This is a genomic window from Massilia sp. Root418, assembly GCF_001425265.1.
In the GTDB taxonomy this organism is placed as follows: Bacteria; Pseudomonadota; Gammaproteobacteria; order Burkholderiales; family Burkholderiaceae_D; genus Rugamonas.
This window is the reverse complement of sequence record NZ_LMEC01000022.1, coordinates 135,641-152,480: the sequence shown is the minus strand read 5'-3', so window position 1 is coordinate 152,480 and position 16,840 is coordinate 135,641. Positions and strand designations below refer to the sequence as shown.

The 16,840-nt window shown below is 66.3% G+C and carries 13 protein-coding genes; 10 read left to right on the top strand and 3 right to left on the bottom strand.

From position 1 onward, the window contains the following. The first annotated feature begins 63 nt into the window (after window positions 1–63). The 8 genes from ASC94_RS21175 (at window position 64) to ASC94_RS21140 (ending at window position 8,409) form a co-directional block, all read left to right on the top strand. Window positions 64–807: a GntR family transcriptional regulator gene (locus ASC94_RS21175; RefSeq protein ID WP_056400163.1), complete on the top strand. Its 744-nt coding sequence runs from the start codon at window positions 64–66 to the stop codon at window positions 805–807. Window positions 808–952: 145 nt separating this feature from the next. Beyond that, window positions 953–1,834, top strand: a complete 882-nt coding sequence (locus tag ASC94_RS21170) for an N-acetylmuramic acid 6-phosphate etherase (RefSeq protein WP_056400160.1) — start codon at window positions 953–955, stop codon at window positions 1,832–1,834. 20 nt (window positions 1,835–1,854) lie between these two features. Next, window positions 1,855–3,120 (top strand): MFS transporter, encoded by a 1,266-nt coding sequence (locus tag ASC94_RS21165; protein WP_056400152.1) that lies wholly within the window; start codon window positions 1,855–1,857, stop codon window positions 3,118–3,120. Window positions 3,121–3,164: 44 nt separating this feature from the next. Beyond that, window positions 3,165–4,859, top strand: coding sequence for a glycoside hydrolase family 10 protein (locus ASC94_RS21160; RefSeq protein WP_056400150.1), 1,695 nt, complete (start codon window positions 3,165–3,167; stop codon window positions 4,857–4,859). Between the two features lie 92 nt (window positions 4,860–4,951). Then, complete coding sequence (locus ASC94_RS21155; RefSeq protein WP_056400148.1) at window positions 4,952–5,869, top strand: N-acetylglucosamine kinase; 918 nt, start codon at window positions 4,952–4,954, stop codon at window positions 5,867–5,869. Window positions 5,870–5,896: 27 nt separating this feature from the next. Continuing rightward, on the top strand, window positions 5,897–6,796 hold the full coding sequence (locus ASC94_RS21150; protein ID WP_056400147.1) for an N-acetylmuramoyl-L-alanine amidase: 900 nt from the start codon (window positions 5,897–5,899) through the stop codon (window positions 6,794–6,796). Window positions 6,797–6,895: 99 nt separating this feature from the next. Continuing rightward, entirely contained in the window at window positions 6,896–7,798 is a 903-nt protein-coding gene (locus tag ASC94_RS21145; protein ID WP_056400144.1) for a LysR family transcriptional regulator, read from the top strand. 2 nt (window positions 7,799–7,800) lie between these two features. Further along, on the top strand, window positions 7,801–8,409 hold the full coding sequence (locus ASC94_RS21140; protein WP_056400140.1) for a M15 family metallopeptidase: 609 nt from the start codon (window positions 7,801–7,803) through the stop codon (window positions 8,407–8,409). On the opposite strand, the gene ASC94_RS21135 is transcribed toward ASC94_RS21140, so the two are convergent. The 3 genes from ASC94_RS21135 to ASC94_RS21125 form a co-directional block, all read right to left on the bottom strand. Next, a complete protein-coding gene (locus ASC94_RS21135) occupies window positions 8,393–8,626 on the bottom strand; it encodes a type II toxin-antitoxin system MqsA family antitoxin (RefSeq protein WP_157201540.1) in 234 nt (77 codons plus the stop codon). The genes ASC94_RS21140 and ASC94_RS21135 overlap by 17 nt on opposite strands. Before the next feature lie 269 nt (window positions 8,627–8,895). After that, entirely contained in the window at window positions 8,896–10,596 is a 1,701-nt protein-coding gene (locus ASC94_RS21130; RefSeq protein WP_056400133.1) for a D-alanyl-D-alanine carboxypeptidase/D-alanyl-D-alanine-endopeptidase, read from the bottom strand. Window positions 10,597–10,598: 2 nt separating this feature from the next. Further along, window positions 10,599–11,843: a nucleoside recognition domain-containing protein gene (locus tag ASC94_RS21125; protein ID WP_056400129.1), complete on the bottom strand. Its 1,245-nt coding sequence runs from the start codon at window positions 11,841–11,843 to the stop codon at window positions 10,599–10,601. 193 nt (window positions 11,844–12,036) lie between these two features. On the opposite strand from ASC94_RS21125, the gene ASC94_RS21120 reads away from it, so the two are divergent. Together ASC94_RS21120 and ASC94_RS21115 are read left to right on the top strand one after the other, a co-directional pair. Continuing rightward, the gene (locus tag ASC94_RS21120) at window positions 12,037–13,893 is read left to right on the top strand and encodes an ABC transporter substrate-binding protein (RefSeq protein WP_082616723.1); all 1,857 of its coding nucleotides are present in this window, start codon (window positions 12,037–12,039) and stop codon (window positions 13,891–13,893) included. A gap of 217 nt (window positions 13,894–14,110) precedes the next feature. Beyond that, a complete protein-coding gene (locus ASC94_RS21115; protein ID WP_229417361.1) occupies window positions 14,111–16,813 on the top strand; it encodes a TonB-dependent receptor in 2,703 nt (900 codons plus the stop codon). Window positions 16,814–16,840: the final 27 nt, after the last annotated feature.

The following is a 16,840-nucleotide window of genomic DNA, read 5'->3' as shown; positions in this document are numbered from 1 at the left end:
TGCAACCAAAAATGAGCGCAAATTGGCCATCGCTATTACACTAGACGCCTTAGGAGATACCGTATGAGCCAGACCAGCGTTGAATTTCAAGCCGATGCAAAAGACAATTCGCCGCTGTATATGCAGATTGCACGCAAGTTGAGCGACGATGTGCGCAATGGGCGCTACCAGGTCGACCAGGCGCTGCCGTCCGAGCGCACGTTGTCCGAATTGTTGAACGTCTCGCGCGTTACCGCCCGCAAAGCCATCGACCAGCTGGTGGAGCAGGGGCTCGTGGTGCGCCGCCGCGGTTCCGGCAACTACATTGCCCCGCGCATCGAACAGCCCCTGTCCAACCTCACCAGTTTTTCCGAGCAGCTGCAGCAGCGCGGCTACAAGCCCGGTTCGCGCTGGCTCAAGCGCGCCATCGTCAGCGCCAGCGCGGACGAGCAGATGAGCCTGGCCCTTTCACCCAACAGCAAAGTGGCGCGCCTGGAGCGCCTGCGGCTGGCGGACGACGTGGTGATGGCCTACGAGGTCAGCGTGCTGCCGCAAAGCGTGGTGCCGCGCCCGGAGGCGATCGGCGATTCCCTGTATGAATTCCTGGACGCGTCCGGCAAGGCGCCGTCGCGCGCGCTGCAGCACATCCGCGCCATGAACGCCTCGGGCGAACTGGCGCGCCAGCTGGACGTGCCGGAAGGCCAGGCCGTGCTGTTCATTACCCGCATCGCCTACCTGGAATCGGGCGAAGCGGTGGAGCTGACCCACTCGTATTGCCGCAGCGACCACTACGACTTCGTGGCCGAAATGCGCCGGGCGCCTGCGTAACCTGCAGCATCCCGCAGCATCGCGCAGCATGGCGCAGCATAACTTTTAGGCATGCCCGCGCATCGAGCTTTCATGGACGGGGCCTGCAGCTTGGGTGCAGTTTGGTATTACACTGGTCTCATCGTATCACTACCGACAGATGACGATGTTAAAAACCGAAACACCTAGCCGGCAGCACGCGCAGCTGGACCAATACCCGGACACCGAGCTGGTGTCCGCCTTCATCGACGACCAGTTCAACGCCGTGCGCGCCGTGCAGGCGGCCGCGCCGACCATCGCCGCCGCCGTGGCGGCCTCCGTGCCGCGCATGCAGGCCGGCGGACGCCTGATCTACGCCGGCGCCGGCACCTCGGGCCGGCTCGGCGTGCTCGACAGCGTGGAACTCAACCCCACCTTTTCCTGGCCCAACGAACGCGCGCTGGCCCTGCTGGCCGGCGGCAACGGCGCCATGTTCCAGGCGGTGGAAGGCGCCGAGGACGACCGCGCACAAGGCGCGGCCGACCTGCTGGCGTTGGCGCCCGGCCCCAACGACGTGGTCTTCCTGCTGGCGGCCTCGGGCGGCACGCCCTACGTGCTGGGCGCGCTGCACGCGGCGCGCGAAGCCGGCGCGCTGACAGTCGGCCTGGCCAACAATACCGGCGCGCCGGTGGCGCTGGAAGCCGAAATCGGCATCACGCTGGACACCGGGGAAGAAGTCATCTCCGGCAGTACCCGCCTGAAGGCGGGCACTTCGCAGAAGATCGCGCTCAATACCATTTCCAGCGCGCTCATGGTGCGTTTGCACAAGGTGTATGGCAACCTGATGGTAGACTTGAAGCCCACCAACGCCAAGCTGGTGCAGCGCTCCGTGCGCCTGACCATGCACGCCACCGGCGTGGATGAAGCCGCCGCCCGCGCCACGCTGGAGCAGTGCAACTTCCACGTCAAGGTCGCTGTCGTCGCGCTGCTCAACCGGCAGAGCGTGGAGCAGGCGCGCGCCGCGCTGGAACAGGCCCAAGGCAGTGTGAGGGCGGCGCTGCAGAAATAACCCGAGACAGCAAGGACGGAATGAAAGACGCGCTTCAACGTAGCCCCTGGTGGTGGATCCCCAGTTTGTATTTCGGCCAGGGCATTCCGTATGTCGTAGTGATGACGCTGTCGGTGGCGATGTACAAGAACACCGGCATTTCCAATACCGATATCGCGCTCTACACCGGCTGGCTGTACCTGCCGTGGGTGATCAAGCCGCTGTGGTCGCCCGTGGTGGAGTTGCTGGGCACCAAGCGCATGTGGATCGTGGCGCTGCAGCTGGTGATCGGCGCCGCGCTGGCCGGGGTGGCGCTCACCATGCATCTGCCGGACTTCTTCCGCGCCAGCCTGGCCGTGCTGTGGCTGATGGCCTTCAGTTCCGCCACCCACGATATTGCCGCCGACGGCTTCTACATGCTGGGCTTGCGCCAGCAGCAGCAGGCCGCCTTTGTCGGGGTGCGCTCCACCTTCTACCGGCTGGCCATGATCGCCGGCCAGGGCGGCCTGCTTTACCTGGCCGGCCAGCTGACCGACCAGCTGGGCGACCCGCACGTGGCCTGGTCCATCGTGCTGTTCATCCTGGCCGGCCTGTTCGGCGTGCTGTTCGCCTACCATTTCTTCCTGCTGCCCAGGCCCGCCGCCGACGTGCGCGCGCCCGCCGGTGGCGACCTGTTCCGCGAATTCTTCGCCACCTTCGCCTCCTTCTTCCGCAAGAAGGGCATCGCCGTCACGCTGGGCTTCCTGCTGCTGTTCCGCCTGGGCGAAGCGCAGCTGCTGAAGCTGGCCGTGCCCTTCCTGCTGGATCCGATCGCCAAGGGCGGCCTGGGCCTGAGCAACCAGGAAGTGGGGCTGGTGTACGGCACCATCGGCATTATCGCGCTCACCCTGGGCGGCCTGGCGGGCGGCGTGGTGATCTCGCGCTTCGGCCTCAAGCGCTGCCTGTGGCCGATGGCGTTCGCGGTGCACGTGCCCGACCTGGTGTTTGTCTACCTGTCCAGCGCCTTGCCCGAGAACATCTACCTGATTTCCGCGCTGATGGCGGCCGAGCAGTTCGGCTACGGTTTCGGTTTCACCTCCTACATGCTGTACATGATCATGGTGGCGGACGGCCCGCACAAGACCGCGCATTACGCCATCTGCACCGGCTTCATGGCGCTGGGCATGATGCTGCCGCAAATGGCCAGCGGCTGGATACAGCAGATGCTGGGCTACCAGCACTTCTTCATGTGGGTCTGCCTGGCCACCATACCGGGCTTCATCATGACCGCACTGGTGAAGGTGGATCCGGCCTTCGGCCGGGAATGAGGCAGGTACAATACGGCCGCATCAATTGAATCGAGGATACGGATTTGGCTTTTGACCCGAACAAGCGGCACACCCTGGCCGCTGCCGCCAGTGCCGCCGCCGCCGCCGCAGTGGCGGCCTTCCTGGGCGCCTGCTCCAGCACGCCGGTCACGCCCGCGGCGGGCAGCGGCCCGGTGATGCCGTCCGCGCCCGGCGCCGGGCCCGCCACCGAACCCGGCGCGGGGACGGCGCCGCCGTCCAGCCTGACCGGTCCCGTGCCGCCGCCGGCGCCGCGCGAGTTCCGCGCCGCCTGGGTGTCCACCGTGGCCAATATCGACTGGCCCAGCCGCGCCGGCCTGCCGGTGGCCAGGCAGCAGTCCGAAGCCATCGCCATCCTGGACCGCGCCAAGGCGCTCAATTTGAACGCCATCGTGCTGCAGGTACGCCCGAGCGCGGACGCGATCTATCCCTCCGAGCTGGAACCGTGGACCGAGTACCTGACCGGCCAGCAGGGCAAGGCGCCCTCGCCCATGTACGACCCGCTCAAGTTCTGGATCGACCAGGCCCATGCGCGCGGCCTGGAACTGCACGCCTGGTTCAACCCCTACCGCGCGCGCCACGCCACCGCCAAGTCCCCCAACTCGCGCGACCATATTTCCATGACCAAGCCGCAGACGGTGAAAACCTATGGCCGCTACCAGTGGATGGACCCGGGCGAAGCGGAAGCGTCCCGGCACACGCTGGACGTGATCCTGGACGTGGTGAAGCGCTACGACATCGACGGCGTGCACATCGACGACTATTTCTATCCCTACCCGATCGAAGCGCCGGGCGTGGCGGGCGAAGCGGCCGCGCTGGAAGCCGGCAACGCCCCAGCCAGCGGGGCGCCGCGTCCCGAGCTGGACTTTCCCGACCAGCCCGCCTGGCAACGCTATCTGGCCGGCGGGGGCCAGCTCGACCGCGCCTCCTGGCGCCGCCAAAATGTCAACCAGCTGATCGAAGCCATGTACACCGGCATCCACCGCGAAAAAGCGTGGGTGCGCTTCGGCATCAGTCCCTTCGGCATCGGCCGCCCGGACCGCCGCCCGCCCGGCATCCTCGGCTTCAGCCAGTACGACAAGCTGTACGCGGACGCCGAACTGTGGCTGAAAAACGGCTGGCTGGACTACCTGGCGCCGCAGCTGTACTGGGCCATTTCGCCGCCGCCGCAAGCGTTCGACGTGCTGCTCGACTACTGGCTGCGCGAAAACACGCGCGGCCGCCACGTGTGGCCGGGCCTGTACACCAGCCGCATCGACGGCAGCGTGAAATCGTTCGAGCCGGAGGAAATCGTCAAGCAGATCGGCGTCACGCGCAGCCGCGCCGGACGGGGCGTCAACAGCATCGGCCATGTGCATTTCAGCATTGCCGCGCTGATGCAGAACCGCAAAGGCATCAGCGACCAGCTCAAGTCGGTCAGCTACCAGAGCGCCGCGCTGATCCCGCCGTCGCCATGGCTGGGATCGGACACGCCGGGCGCGCCGACGGTGGGGGCGCGGCGCGGCACGGCCGGGCTGGACCTGAAACTGAGCGCGGGCAAGAGCGCCACCCAGTTCGCCATCTGGGCGCGCTACGGCGAGGAGTGGCGTTTCACGGTGGCCCCCGCCACGCGCGGCGAAGTCACCCTGGCGGACGAGGCGGGCGTGGCGGCCCGCGCCGTGGTGGTGAGCGCGGTGGACCGCCTGGGCAACGAAAGCGCGCGGGTATCGCCGCAGTTGTAAGCATGGCCGCAGGCTGGCTATAACCTTAGGGCATGGTGTGCGGCCAAGGTTTCATTAAATCCCGGCCGCATTTCACTTTACACTCTGGCACTATGGGTAAATCTGACACGGACACCACGCTGGGCCTGGGCATCGACGCGGGCGGCACGCAAACGCGCTGGGCGCTGGCCGACGCGGCCGGCACCATCGTTGCCGAAGGCAGCGTGGCGGGCCTGTCGGCTTTACAGATGGGCAACGCGGCAGGCCGCAGCGCGGTGCGCGCCACGTTTTCCGCCCTGGCGGAGGACGTGCTGGCGAGTGGCCGCCCGCAGCGCGTGTGCGCGGGGCTGACCGGCTTCGGCGGCGACAGCGAACTGCTGGTCGAATGGCTGGCCGAGCTGCTGGGCATGCACCCGGACACCGTCATCGTGTCCAACGACATCGAAATCGCCTACCTGGACAGTTTCCAGCCGGGCGAAGGCTACCTGGTGTACGCCGGCACCGGCTCCATCGCCGCTTTCATCGACGACAGCGGCGTGTTCCACCGCGCCGGCGGCCGGGGCGTGACCCTGGACGATGGCGGCGGCGGCTTCTGGATCGCGCGCGAAGCGCTGCGCCGCATCTGGCGCCGCGAGGATGAGGAACCGGGCGCCTGGGAAGATTCCGCCATGGCGCGCTGCGTGTTCGAGCACGTCGGCGGCAGCGACTGGTCCTTCTCGCGCCAGTTCATCTACGGCCGCGAGCGTGGCGAAGTGGGCAAGCTGGCGCTGGCAGTCGCCGCCAGCGCCGAGCACGACCAGGCCGCCCGCCTGATCCTGCAGCAAGCCGGACGCGAACTGGCGCGGCTGGCCACGGCCCTGGTGTCGCGCTTCGGCGTGCGCCCGGTGGTGCTGGCGGGACGCGCCGCCGAGCTGCACCCGCTGATTGCGGAAACCATGCGCGCCACCCTGCCGCCGGAGGTGCCGCTGCGCCGCAAGACCGCCCAGCCCCATTTCGCCGCCGCCCGCATGGCGGCCCAGCCCAAACATTAACCTCACGCAACCGCCCGGAGACCCGTTTTGAATAAAATCCTGCTCACCTTCCTGGTCGCCCTGCTGGCGGGTTGCGCCACGCCGCCGCCGCGCCTGGACAACAGCCTGGCCGCGCGCAGCCAGAGCAGCCGCGTCAAGTTCATCGTGATCCACTACACGGTGTCCGACCTGCCGCGCTCGATCAAGATCCTCACCGAGCAGGAAGTGAGCAGTCACTATCTGCTGACCGACGAGGCCGAGCCCAAGTTCTATACCCTGGTGGACGAGTCGCGCATGTCCAACCATGCCGGCGTGAGCAGCTGGAAAACGTATAGCAACCTCAATCCCATGTCGATCGGCATCGAGATTGTCAATCCGGGCTTCAAGCAGACGCCGGAAGGCCGTGTCTGGTATCCCTTCCCGCAGGCGCAGATGGACCAGCTGATCCCGCTGCTGAAACAGATTGTCGCCCGCCACAACATTCCGCCACAGAACATCCTCGGCCACAGCGACATCGCGCCGCAGCGCAAGCAGGACCCGGGTCCGCTGTTCCCGTGGCACCAGCTTGCTGCTGCGGGGCTGATCACCTGGCCGGACGCCGGCCAGGTGGCGGCCCAGCGGGCAATATTCGAGACCCAGCTGCCGGACGTGGCCTGGTTCCAGAAACGGCTGGCCCAGCATGGCTACGCCGTGCCGCAAAGCGGCGTGCTGGACGAAGCCACCCGCAACGTGATGTTCGCCTTCCAGTCGAAATACCGCCCGGCGCGTTTCGACGGCAATCCGGACGCCGAATCGGCCGCCATCCTGCAAGTGCTGGCGCCGACGCCGAAGAACGAGGTGATCCGCCCTGCGGCGCCGCTGCCGGCCGCCGTTCCTGCGGCCCCGGCGGCAGCGCCGGTGCCGCCGGTCCAGCCCGCCGAGCCGGCACAGCCCACCGAGGCCCACTGAGTTCCACCAAGCCCATGGCATTGCGCCGCACCCTGCTTTCCCCTATCCTGCACGGATTCCGCAGGGAAGGCCCTGCGGCGCCGGATCGAGGATAGAGTAATGCGGCTGCGCCATATAGAAGTGTTCCACGCCATTATGCAGGTCGGCACCATCAGCGGCGCGGCCCAGGTGCTGCACATTTCGCAGCCCGCCGTCACCAAGGTGCTGCAGCATTGCGAGCTGCAGCTGGGCATGCCGCTGTTCGAGCGCGTGCGCGGCAAGCTCTACCCCAAGCCCGAGGCGCACCGCCTGTTCGCCGAAACGGAAAAGCTGAACCGCGACCTGCAGGGCATCCGCCGCCTGGCGGCCAGCCTCAAGGGCCGCGCGCTGGAAACCATCCGCCTGGTGTCCACGCCCACCGTGGCCATCAGCGTGCTGCCGCTGGCCATGAGCGCCTGGCGCAAGGAATTCCCCGGCACGCGCTGCGAGCTGGCCACCCACCACACCAGTGAAATCGTCAACACCCTGCGCCTGGGCGAAGCCGACCTGGCCCTGTCGCTGCAGGACCCGCGCCACCCCGGCATTGTCGCCGAGCCGCTGGCGCAAGGGGTCATGACCGTGATCGCCCCCGCCGGCACCTGGAGCGCGACCGACTGCGCCACGCCCCTGGCTGCGCCCGGCCTGACGGGCGAACTGATCGGCCACGCCGACAACGACCCGCTGGGCGAGATGGTGGTGGCGGCCTGCGAAGCGCAAGGGCTGCACCCCGTGTTCCACACGGTGGTGCAGACCTACCAGATCGCCCGCTCGCTGGTGGAAGCGGGCGGCGGCATGGCCGTGGTCGACCCCTTCACGGCCGCGTCCGCGTCCGGCGCGCTGGTGCAGCGCCGCCCGTGGGCGCCGGCCATCCCGGTGCAACTGTATCTGCTTACGGCAGGCCATGCGCCGCTGTCGCACGGCGCGCGCCAGCTGGCCGGCTGCATCGCCAGTGCCGCGCGTGCCTGCCTGGAAAAGAAAGCCTGAGCATGAAATCCATCCGCAACGAAGATGTGCCGTCCAGTCCGGACTACCGGCATCTGAGCAGCATCGCCGGCATCGCCATCGACTTGCGCTACGCCACGCCGGACAACTTCGTCGGCCGCGACCTGTACTCCCCACACGACTGCGCCTGGCTGCACCGCGACGCGGCCGCCGCGCTGGAACAAGCCGTGGCCTGGCTGGCCGAGCGCCGTCCCGGCTGCAAGCTGCTGGTGCTGGACGCGCTGCGTCCGCAGCGCGTGCAGGAGGAACTGTGGGCCGCGCTGCAAGGCACCGAACTGCTCGGCTACCTAGCCGACCCGGTGCGCGGCTCCATCCATTCCTTCGGCATGGCGGTGGACATCACCATCCTGGACGAGCAGGGCCGCGAGCTGGACATGGGCACCGGCTTCGACGACCTGACCGAGCTGTCCCATCCGGCGCTGGAGCAGGCCATGCTGGCCAAAGGCGCGATAACTGCCGGGCAGATCGCCAACCGCGAGCTGCTGCGCGGCGCCATGTTCCAGGCCGGCTTCACCGGCATCAATAGCGAATGGTGGCACTTCGACTGCGGCGACCGCGTGCAGGTGCGCGCCAGTTTTACGCGCGTGCTGTAGTGCGCGCGTCCTCGGCGGCGTCCACGTGGGCCACGAACGCGTCCACCGCTTCGCTGTAGCGCTTGGCTTCCGCCGCGTCCAGTGTCACTTCCCCGCAAGCATTGCAGAACTCACCCGTCACATCGGGAATGGTGGCGGTGTGCCCGTGGTAGTTGTACTGCAGGTTTCTCGTATCGCGTACCAGTCCAGGGCCGCCGCAAACCGGGCATTTCATCATGGGCTCCTTGAAGTGTAGGATTAGCCTGAAGGTAGCCCAGTCGCTAGCCGGTGGCAAGCGCGGCTTTGCCAAAACGTGGCTGAAACAAGCTGAGTTGGCTTGTGGCGGACCCCGAAACGCCATTCCGTTCTGCTATCGACGACACATTGCGCGGCTATCAGCCGGCTGATATCGTCACGGCGCCCGACGGCTGGGTGCCGCGAGGCGGAGTAAGCCGAGCCGCCAGTTGGAACCCGCATAATGCAGGGATAGTTGCCGCCAGGCCGGGCCTATCGTCCGCTCTGCGCCACCCAGTCGATCAGGGCGTCTATGGCCTTGCGGCCGTTGCCGTTGCCGGTCAGTTCGTGGTTGATCATGGCCACGACGATGCACAGTTCGCCGTTCGCGTCCGGCACGTAGCCGGCGATGGCGACCACGTTTTTCAGCGTGCCGGTCTTCACGCGCGCGCGGGCGGCGGCGGGGCTGTCTTTCAGGCGGCGCTTCATGGTGCCGTCCACTGCCGCGATGGGCAGGCTGGTCAGGAACTCGGGCATCCACAGGCTTTTTTGCGCCGCTTGCAGCAGGCCGGCCATTTGCGCCGGGCGCACGCGTTCCAGGCGCGACAGGCCGGAGCCGTTTTCCAGCACCAGGCCGGTGTCGTCGATGGCGTGGCGCTGCATCCAGGCACGGATGACTTGCTCGGCGCGGGCGGCGGTCAGGTTGGTCGCGGCGGGGACAATGGCTTCGCCGCCGCCCGGGATCATGGCGCTGCGGGATGGCGTGGCTGCCTCCGCAGCCGCAGCAGTGGCCAGAGCTGCTTGCGTGGCGGCGGGCGCTGCGGTGTCGCTGCTCAGCGAGTCGCCGGGCAGCACGGCAGGGCTGGCGGCCGGCGAGGCGGCCAGCGGCAGTGCAGGGATGGGGCGGCTGCCCAGCACGGGATCAGGCTCCAGTGAACCCAGCGTCAGGAACAAGGTGCGGGCCAGCCCGTTGTCGGACGGCTTGTTGATGTCGCGCAGCACCTCGGCCAGTGGGCGGGAGACGTGCTCGGCCAGCAGGCGCGTGCCGGCTGGGGCGGCTGGCGCGGCGGCGTGGCCGGCGGCGCCCAGGCCCGTTGCGGCGGCCGATGCCGCAGCGGAAAGCGCTGCTGGCGCTGCTTCGCGCGCGGTGCCGGTGAAGATGCCGCCCAAGCGCGCCCAAGTGCTGCGGAACAGGCGTTCGGTGTAGTCGTTGCGCTCCAGCACGTTGATCACGGTGGTCTTGCTACAATTCTTCGGGAAGGTACCGTGCAGGCGCACGATGATCTTGCTGCCCTTGCGGGTGTAATCCGGCAGCTTCCAGCCGTCGTCCCACTTGGCGCAGTCGGCGTCGACCAGGCGCATGTCGGATTCGATGGTCACGCGCTCCAGCTGCGGCAGCATGTCCAGCTTGAGCTTGTTGCCAGTCGAAGCCAGGTTCACGCGCAGCAGGTTCATGTTCAGCAGCAGCGCGTCCGGGATGATGTTGTAGTAGGCCTCGGGCGACTCGTCGAACGGCGCCAGACCCAGGTCGGTGCGGGCGGGCTGGAACAGCTGGCGGTCCAGCACCAGGTCGCCTTCTATCTTACGGATGCCTTGCGTGCGCAGCTTTTCCAGCATGTGCACCAGCACGTCTTCGTTGAAGTCCGGATCGGCGCCGCCGCGCAGGTAGAGGTCGCCTTGCAGCACGCCGTTCACCACCTCGGCGCCGCTGCGCAGCTCAGTGCGCGCCTTGAACACCGGCCCCAGCTGGTCCAGCCCCACCAGGGTGGTCACCAGCTTCATGGTCGAGGCCGGCTGCATGGGGCGGTCCGGGTTGTGCGACACCAGCGGCACGCCGCCGCGCAGCACCACGGCGCCCACCGCGTCCTCGGGAATGCCGGCCGCCTGCAGCGCGCGCGCCATCGGCTCCGGCAATTGGGCGTGCACGGCGCCGGCCGCGGCCAGCAGGGAAACCAGGATCAGGCGACGGAACATAATTATCCTTGATGGAAGAACACGTAAGACACGCCGATGGCGGTGAGCACGCCGGCCAGGTCGGCGATCAGGCCGCAGGAGATAGCATAACGCGTCTTGCGGATGCCGACCGAGCCGAAGTACAGCGCCACGATGTAGAAGGTGGTGTCGGCCGAGCCCTGGAACACGCAGGCCAGGCGGCCGACGAAGGAGTCCACCCCGTAGGTGTTCATGGCGTCGATCATCATGGCTTTCGAGCCGCTGCCGCTAAGCGGCTTCATCAGCGCGGTGGGCAGCGCGGGCACGAAGTCGGTGTTGATGCCGATGCCGCTGAAGAGCCAGTTGAAGCCGTTCATGACAAAGCCGAACACGCCCGCGTTGCGGATCACGCTGATGGCCACCAGCATGCCCACCAGGTAGGGGATCACGGTGAGCGACGTCTGGATGCCGCCCTTGGCGCCTTCGATGAAGGCTTCGTACACGTTCACCTTCTTGCGCAGCGCGCCGACGATGAAGATCGTGATCACCCCGATCAGCACGGCGTTGCTCACCACCTTGGATACGGTGGCGATCTCGGCCTTGGTCAGGTATTGCGTGAAGTACCAGATCAGCGCCACGATGGCCGAGGTCATGCCGCCCAGCCAGGACAGCACCACGCTGTCGAACAGGTTGATGCGCTGGCGGATGGACACCGCAATGATGCCCGCCACCGTGGCCACATAGGTCGCAATCATGCAGGGAATGAAGATGTCGGCCGGATCGGCCGCACCGAGGATGGAGCGCTGCGCCATGATGGCCAGCGGAATCAGGGTCAGGCCCGAGGTGTGCAGTACCAGGAACATGATCTGCGCGTTGGTGGGCTCGTCCTTGCTCGGATTGAGCGTCTGCAGGCTTTCCATCGCCTTCAGGCCGAAGGGCGTGGCCGCGTTGTCCAGGCCCAGCAGGTTGGCGGAAAAATTCATCACCATGTGGCCGTTGGCCGGGTGGTCTTTCGGCACCTCGGGGAAGATGCGCGAGAAGAAGGGCGCGATCACTTTGGCCAGCCAGCCCACCACGCCGGCTTTTTCGCCGATGTTCATAATGCCCAGCCACAAGGTCATCACGCCGGCCAGCGGCAGCGCAATGTCCATTACGCCCATCCTGGCGGAGTCGAAGGTGCCGTCGATAACCTTTTTGAAAATTTCGTTATCGCCCAGGAACAGCCACTGCGCGAAGGCAGCCGCGAAGCCGACCAGGAAGAAGCCAGACCAGATGTAATTGAGCGACATGGACGATATTTCCGATAACGAGGGTGACAGAGCGATTTTGCAGGCAAAGTATAGAGCCACGGCATTATGCCGCGATGAAAGAATGCTGGCCGCACATGCAAAAAAGTTATACGCAGCGGGCCGGATTTCATGGTCAGGCAGCGGCCCGATGCCGTATCCTGTGGCGGTTTTGATAGAGCGAGGAAAGAAGAACATGGCAGCTAACCTGGCCGCTAACTTGGGCGCTAACCTGGCAAGGCCGTGGCAGCGCGCGCTGGGCGCCGCTGCGCTGTCGCTGGCGCTGGCCGCAGGGCACGCCGCCGCCGCCGACGCACCGGTCATCGCGCCGGCCGCCGCCCCGAAAGTCCTGCACGCTTTCCTCTCCACAGGCGAAACTGGCCTGGACCCGGCCGTCGCTTCCGACATCGCCACCCTGGCCCTGCTGGAAAACCTGTACGACCCGCTGCTGCGCTACGACTACCTGGCGCGCCCGGTCACGCTGCAGCCCAACACCCTGCGCGCCATGCCGCAAGTGGACCAGGCCGGCCTGACCTACACTTTCCAGCTCACTCCCGGCATCCATTTCACGCCCGATCCCGCCTTCAAGGGCAAGCAGCGCGAAGTCACCGCCGAAGACTACGTCTACAGCCTCAAGCGCCTGTACGACCCCGCACTGAAATCCCCCTGGCTGTTCCTGCTGGAAGGCAAGCTCGCCGGCGACGCGGCGCTCAAGACCAAATTCAGCCACGCCACCGCCATCCCCGGCCTGCAGGCGCTGGACAAATACACGCTGCGCATCCGCCTCAGTGCTCCGGACCCCAACTTCCTCTACTACCTGGCCATGCCCGCCACCGGCGTGGTCGCGCGCGAAGTAGCCGAAGCCTACGGCAGCCAGATGGGCAACCACCCGGTCGGCACCGGCCCCTTCATGGTGGGCGAGTGGAAACGCAGCGACAAGATCACCCTGCAAGCCAACCCGGATTTCCGCCCCACCGTATTTCATGGCGCCGGCGCCGCGCCCGAATACCGCGCCGCCGCCGCCGCGCTGGAAGGCAAGCGCCTGCCGCTGGTGGACCGCATCGAGGTGAAGATCATGGAGGAATACCAGTCGCGCATGCTGGGCTTCCTGAACGGCGAGTTCGACTACATCGAACAGGTGCCGGAGTCCATGAAGGACATGGTGCTGCGCGCCGACACCGCCGCGCCCGAGCTCAAGCCCGAGCTGGCGAAAAAAGGCATGCAACTGTCGCCCTTCCCCGTGCTGCAGACCTACTACATGTGGATGAACATGGAAGACCCGCTCATCGGCGGCTACAGCAAGGACAAGGTGGCGCTGCGGCGCGCCATCGCGCTCAGCTACAACAGCCCGGAGGACGTGGCCCTGCTGAAAAAAGGCCTGGCCCTGCCCGCGCAGTCGCCGCTGCCGCCCAATGTGCTGGGCTACGACCCGGCCTACCGCAGCCCGGTCAGCTACAACCCGGCGCTGGCGAAGGCCCTGCTGGACCGCTACGGCTACCGCGTCGGCAAGAACGGCTACCGCACCCTGCCCAACGGCCAGCCGCTGCTGCTGACCATGCATTCCGAGCCGTCCATGGTGGGCCGCCTGCGCGACGAGCTGTGGCGCAAGGGCCTGAACGCCATCGGCCTGCAGGTGCAGTTCAAGAGCGACAAGAAGACCGAGATCATCAAGGCTTCGCGCCTGGGCAAGGTGATGATGTTCGAGACCAACTGGATTGCCGACTTCCCGGACGGTGACAACTACTTGCAATTGTTGTACGGCCCCAACAGTGGCCGCGCCAATTACGCGCGCTTCAACCTGCCGGAATACAACCGCCGCTACGAGCAGGCCCGCCAGCTGGGCGATACGCCGGAGCGCCGCGTGCTGTACCGGGAAATGAACCAGCTGATCCACGCCTACAACCCGTGGGTGCTGCTGACCCACCCGATTTCCGCCGATATCCGGCAACCGTGGCTAAAAAACTACATCCGCCACCCCGTGGAGTTCACAAACTGGCGTTATCTTGATTTGGACGTTGCGGAGCGGAATCAGCTCACTAAAATGGCGCCCTGATTGAATTTCTTATTATCATTCCTAAAAGTTATGGCCAAGTGAGCTATTTTCATTGGATAGCGCGGAGTGCAAAGCGCTACTCTGAATTTTCATGCGGTGCGCAAGACGCCGTGCCCGGCGCCGGGCAGTCAAGAGTTCGTTCAAATCAAGGGAGAGTACGGTGAAGGTTAAAAAGCTCGCGCAGATGATTGCGCTGATAGGTGTAGTAAGTCCCGTAATGGCTCAGCAGGCTGCCCCGCAGCAAATCCAGCGGGTGGAAATCACCGGCTCCAGCATCAAGCGCGTGGCCAAGGAAGGCGCGCTGCCGGTGCAGGTGGTCACCTTCGACGCGATCGAAAAGGCCGGCATCACCGACACCGAGCAGCTGCTGCGCACCATTTCCGCCAGCGGCACCGGCGCCGACAATATGACCTCAGGTAATAACGTGTTCGGCGCCGACGCCGACCGCGTGTCCGGCGGCGCCTCCTTCGCCTCCCTGCGCGGCCTGGGCCCGAACGCCACGCTGGTGCTGCTGAACGGCCGCCGCGTGGGCAACCACGGCGCCTCCGGCAAGGCGGTGGACCTGAACTCCATCCCGCTGGGCGCCATCGCCCGCGTGGAAATCCTGAAGGACGGCGCTTCCGCCATCTACGGCACCGACGCCATCGGCGGCGTGGTCAACTTCATCCTGAAGACCGACTATAAAGGCCTGGAACTGTCCACCACGCTGAACGGCACCGAACACGGCGGCGGCATGAACCGCCGCGTGTCCGCGCTGGGCGGCCTGGGCGACCTGCAAAGCGACGGCTGGAACATCATGGCCTCCGTCACGCACGACAACAACGACAAGCTCAGCTCCAGGCAGCGCGACTTCGCCAACGGCTTCCAGCCTGCGCGCGGCCTGTCGCCGGACACCACCGGCACCCCGTTCGCCAACATTCTCACCGGCGCCGGCACCGCGCTGGGCACCGGTTTCAAAATGCCGGGCGACAGCACCACCTACCTGCAGGCCGGCCTGCTGAGCCTGCAAGGCAAGTGCGACACCATCCCCGGCATGTCGCAGTACCAGAGCGACCTGTGGAAGGACGTCACCGCCGTCACCCGTTCCAAGTATTCCTGCGCCTACGACTACGGCGCCGATTATGTGATCAGCTTCCCGGTCGAGCGCACCAACGCCGTCTCGCGCGGCACCCTGAAGATCAACGACAACCACAAGGTGTTCTTCGAGCTGCTCGGCTCGCGCACCGAGGCGACCGCCTCCTTCACGCCGGTGCAGATTTCCACCAGCCTGGCCAACGGCGCCGCCTACCCGGTCAACGGCCCCTACTACCAGGACCTGTCGCAGTACATCCCGAGCTACGACAAGACCAAGCCCATCATCTACAAGTGGCGCAGCACGCCGTGGGGCGACCGCACGCAGAACAACGTGACCGAGAACTACCGCCTGCTGCTGGCCGCCGAAGGCCTGCTGATGGGCAAGTGGGACTACAAGCTGGGCCTGTCGCGCGCGGAAAGCACCACCAAGACCGCCCTGGTGGACGGCTACGGCTACACCGACAAGATCTACGCGGCCCTGGGCAGCGGCAAGATCAATCCCTGGCTGGCGCCGGGCCAGAGCCAGACCGCCGAAGCGATGCAGCTGATCGAGTCGACCAAGTACATCGGCGCCTTCCAGCACGGCAAGACCACCATGACCCAGCTGGACGGCTCGGTCTCCGGCGAAGTGATGCAGCTGCCGGCCGGCGCCGTGTCGATGGCGGCGGGCTTCGACCTGCGCAAGGAAACCTATGGCTTCGCGCAAGACGTGGACGCCACCAAGATCCTGCTGTCGCCGGGTAACGCGTCCCTGAGCGGCGCCTCGCGCGACGTGCGCGCGGTCTACGCCGAACTGCTGGTGCCGGTGCTGAAAGACCTGGAAGTGCAGCTGGCCGTGCGCCGCGACGATTACAGCGTGATCGGCGCCACCACCAACCCGAAAGTGTCGTTCCGCTACCAGCCGACCAGCAACCTGGTGCTGCGCGGTTCGGCCAACAAGGGCTTCCTGGCGCCGAGCTTCACCCAGCTGTACGCGGGCCGCCTGTCGCAGGAACTGCCGAACGGCATCATCGACCAGGAAGGCTGCGCCAAGAATCCGGGCAACCCGCTGTTCTGCGCCATTCCGCGCCTGGCTTACAACACCGGCGGCAATCCCAGCCTGAAGCCTGAAACCTCCAAGCAGGGCACGCTGGGCATCGTGGTGGAGCCGGTGCGCGGCTTCTCGGCCTCGTTGGACTTCTGGGCCATCAACATCCAGGACCGTATCCTGAACCGCACCCCGCAAGTGGTGCTGGCCAACTGGCAGTTCCTGCCCGAGTACATCGTGCGCAATCCCGCCACCGGCGTCATCGACCACGTGGAAGCGGGCTGGATCAACGCGGCCGGCCTGAAAACCCGCGGCGCCGACCTGGGCCTGCAGGCGGACGGCAAAGTGGAAGGCTACAAGTGGGTGGCCAAGCTGGACGGCACCTACATGAAGAGCTTCAAGTTCGCCGAATTCGAAGGCCAGCCGTACAAGGAAAACGTGGGCATCTTCAACAGCCGCGACATCTACCTGCGCTGGAAGCACAACGCCAGCATCAGCGTGGCGAAGGGCGACTGGAGCGCGCTGTTTACGCAGAACTTCTCCACCGGCTACAACGACCAGGTGCCCAACGGCGGCAAGGGCACGCCGCCGGCCGGCTTCGTGCCGCGCGTGAAGCACTACGAGAAGTATGACCTGACGGGCACCTACACCGGCTACAAGAACGCCACCATCACGGTGGGCATCCTGAACCTGTTCGACAAGACCCCGCCGTTCACCGCGCACAACGTGGATGAAGTGGTGGGTGCAGGCTGGGATCCGCGCGTGGCCGATGCGCGCGGCCGTTCGCTGTCCGTCAACCTCAAGTACAAGTTCATGTAAGCGGATAGCGGTGCCGACGACCTCTCC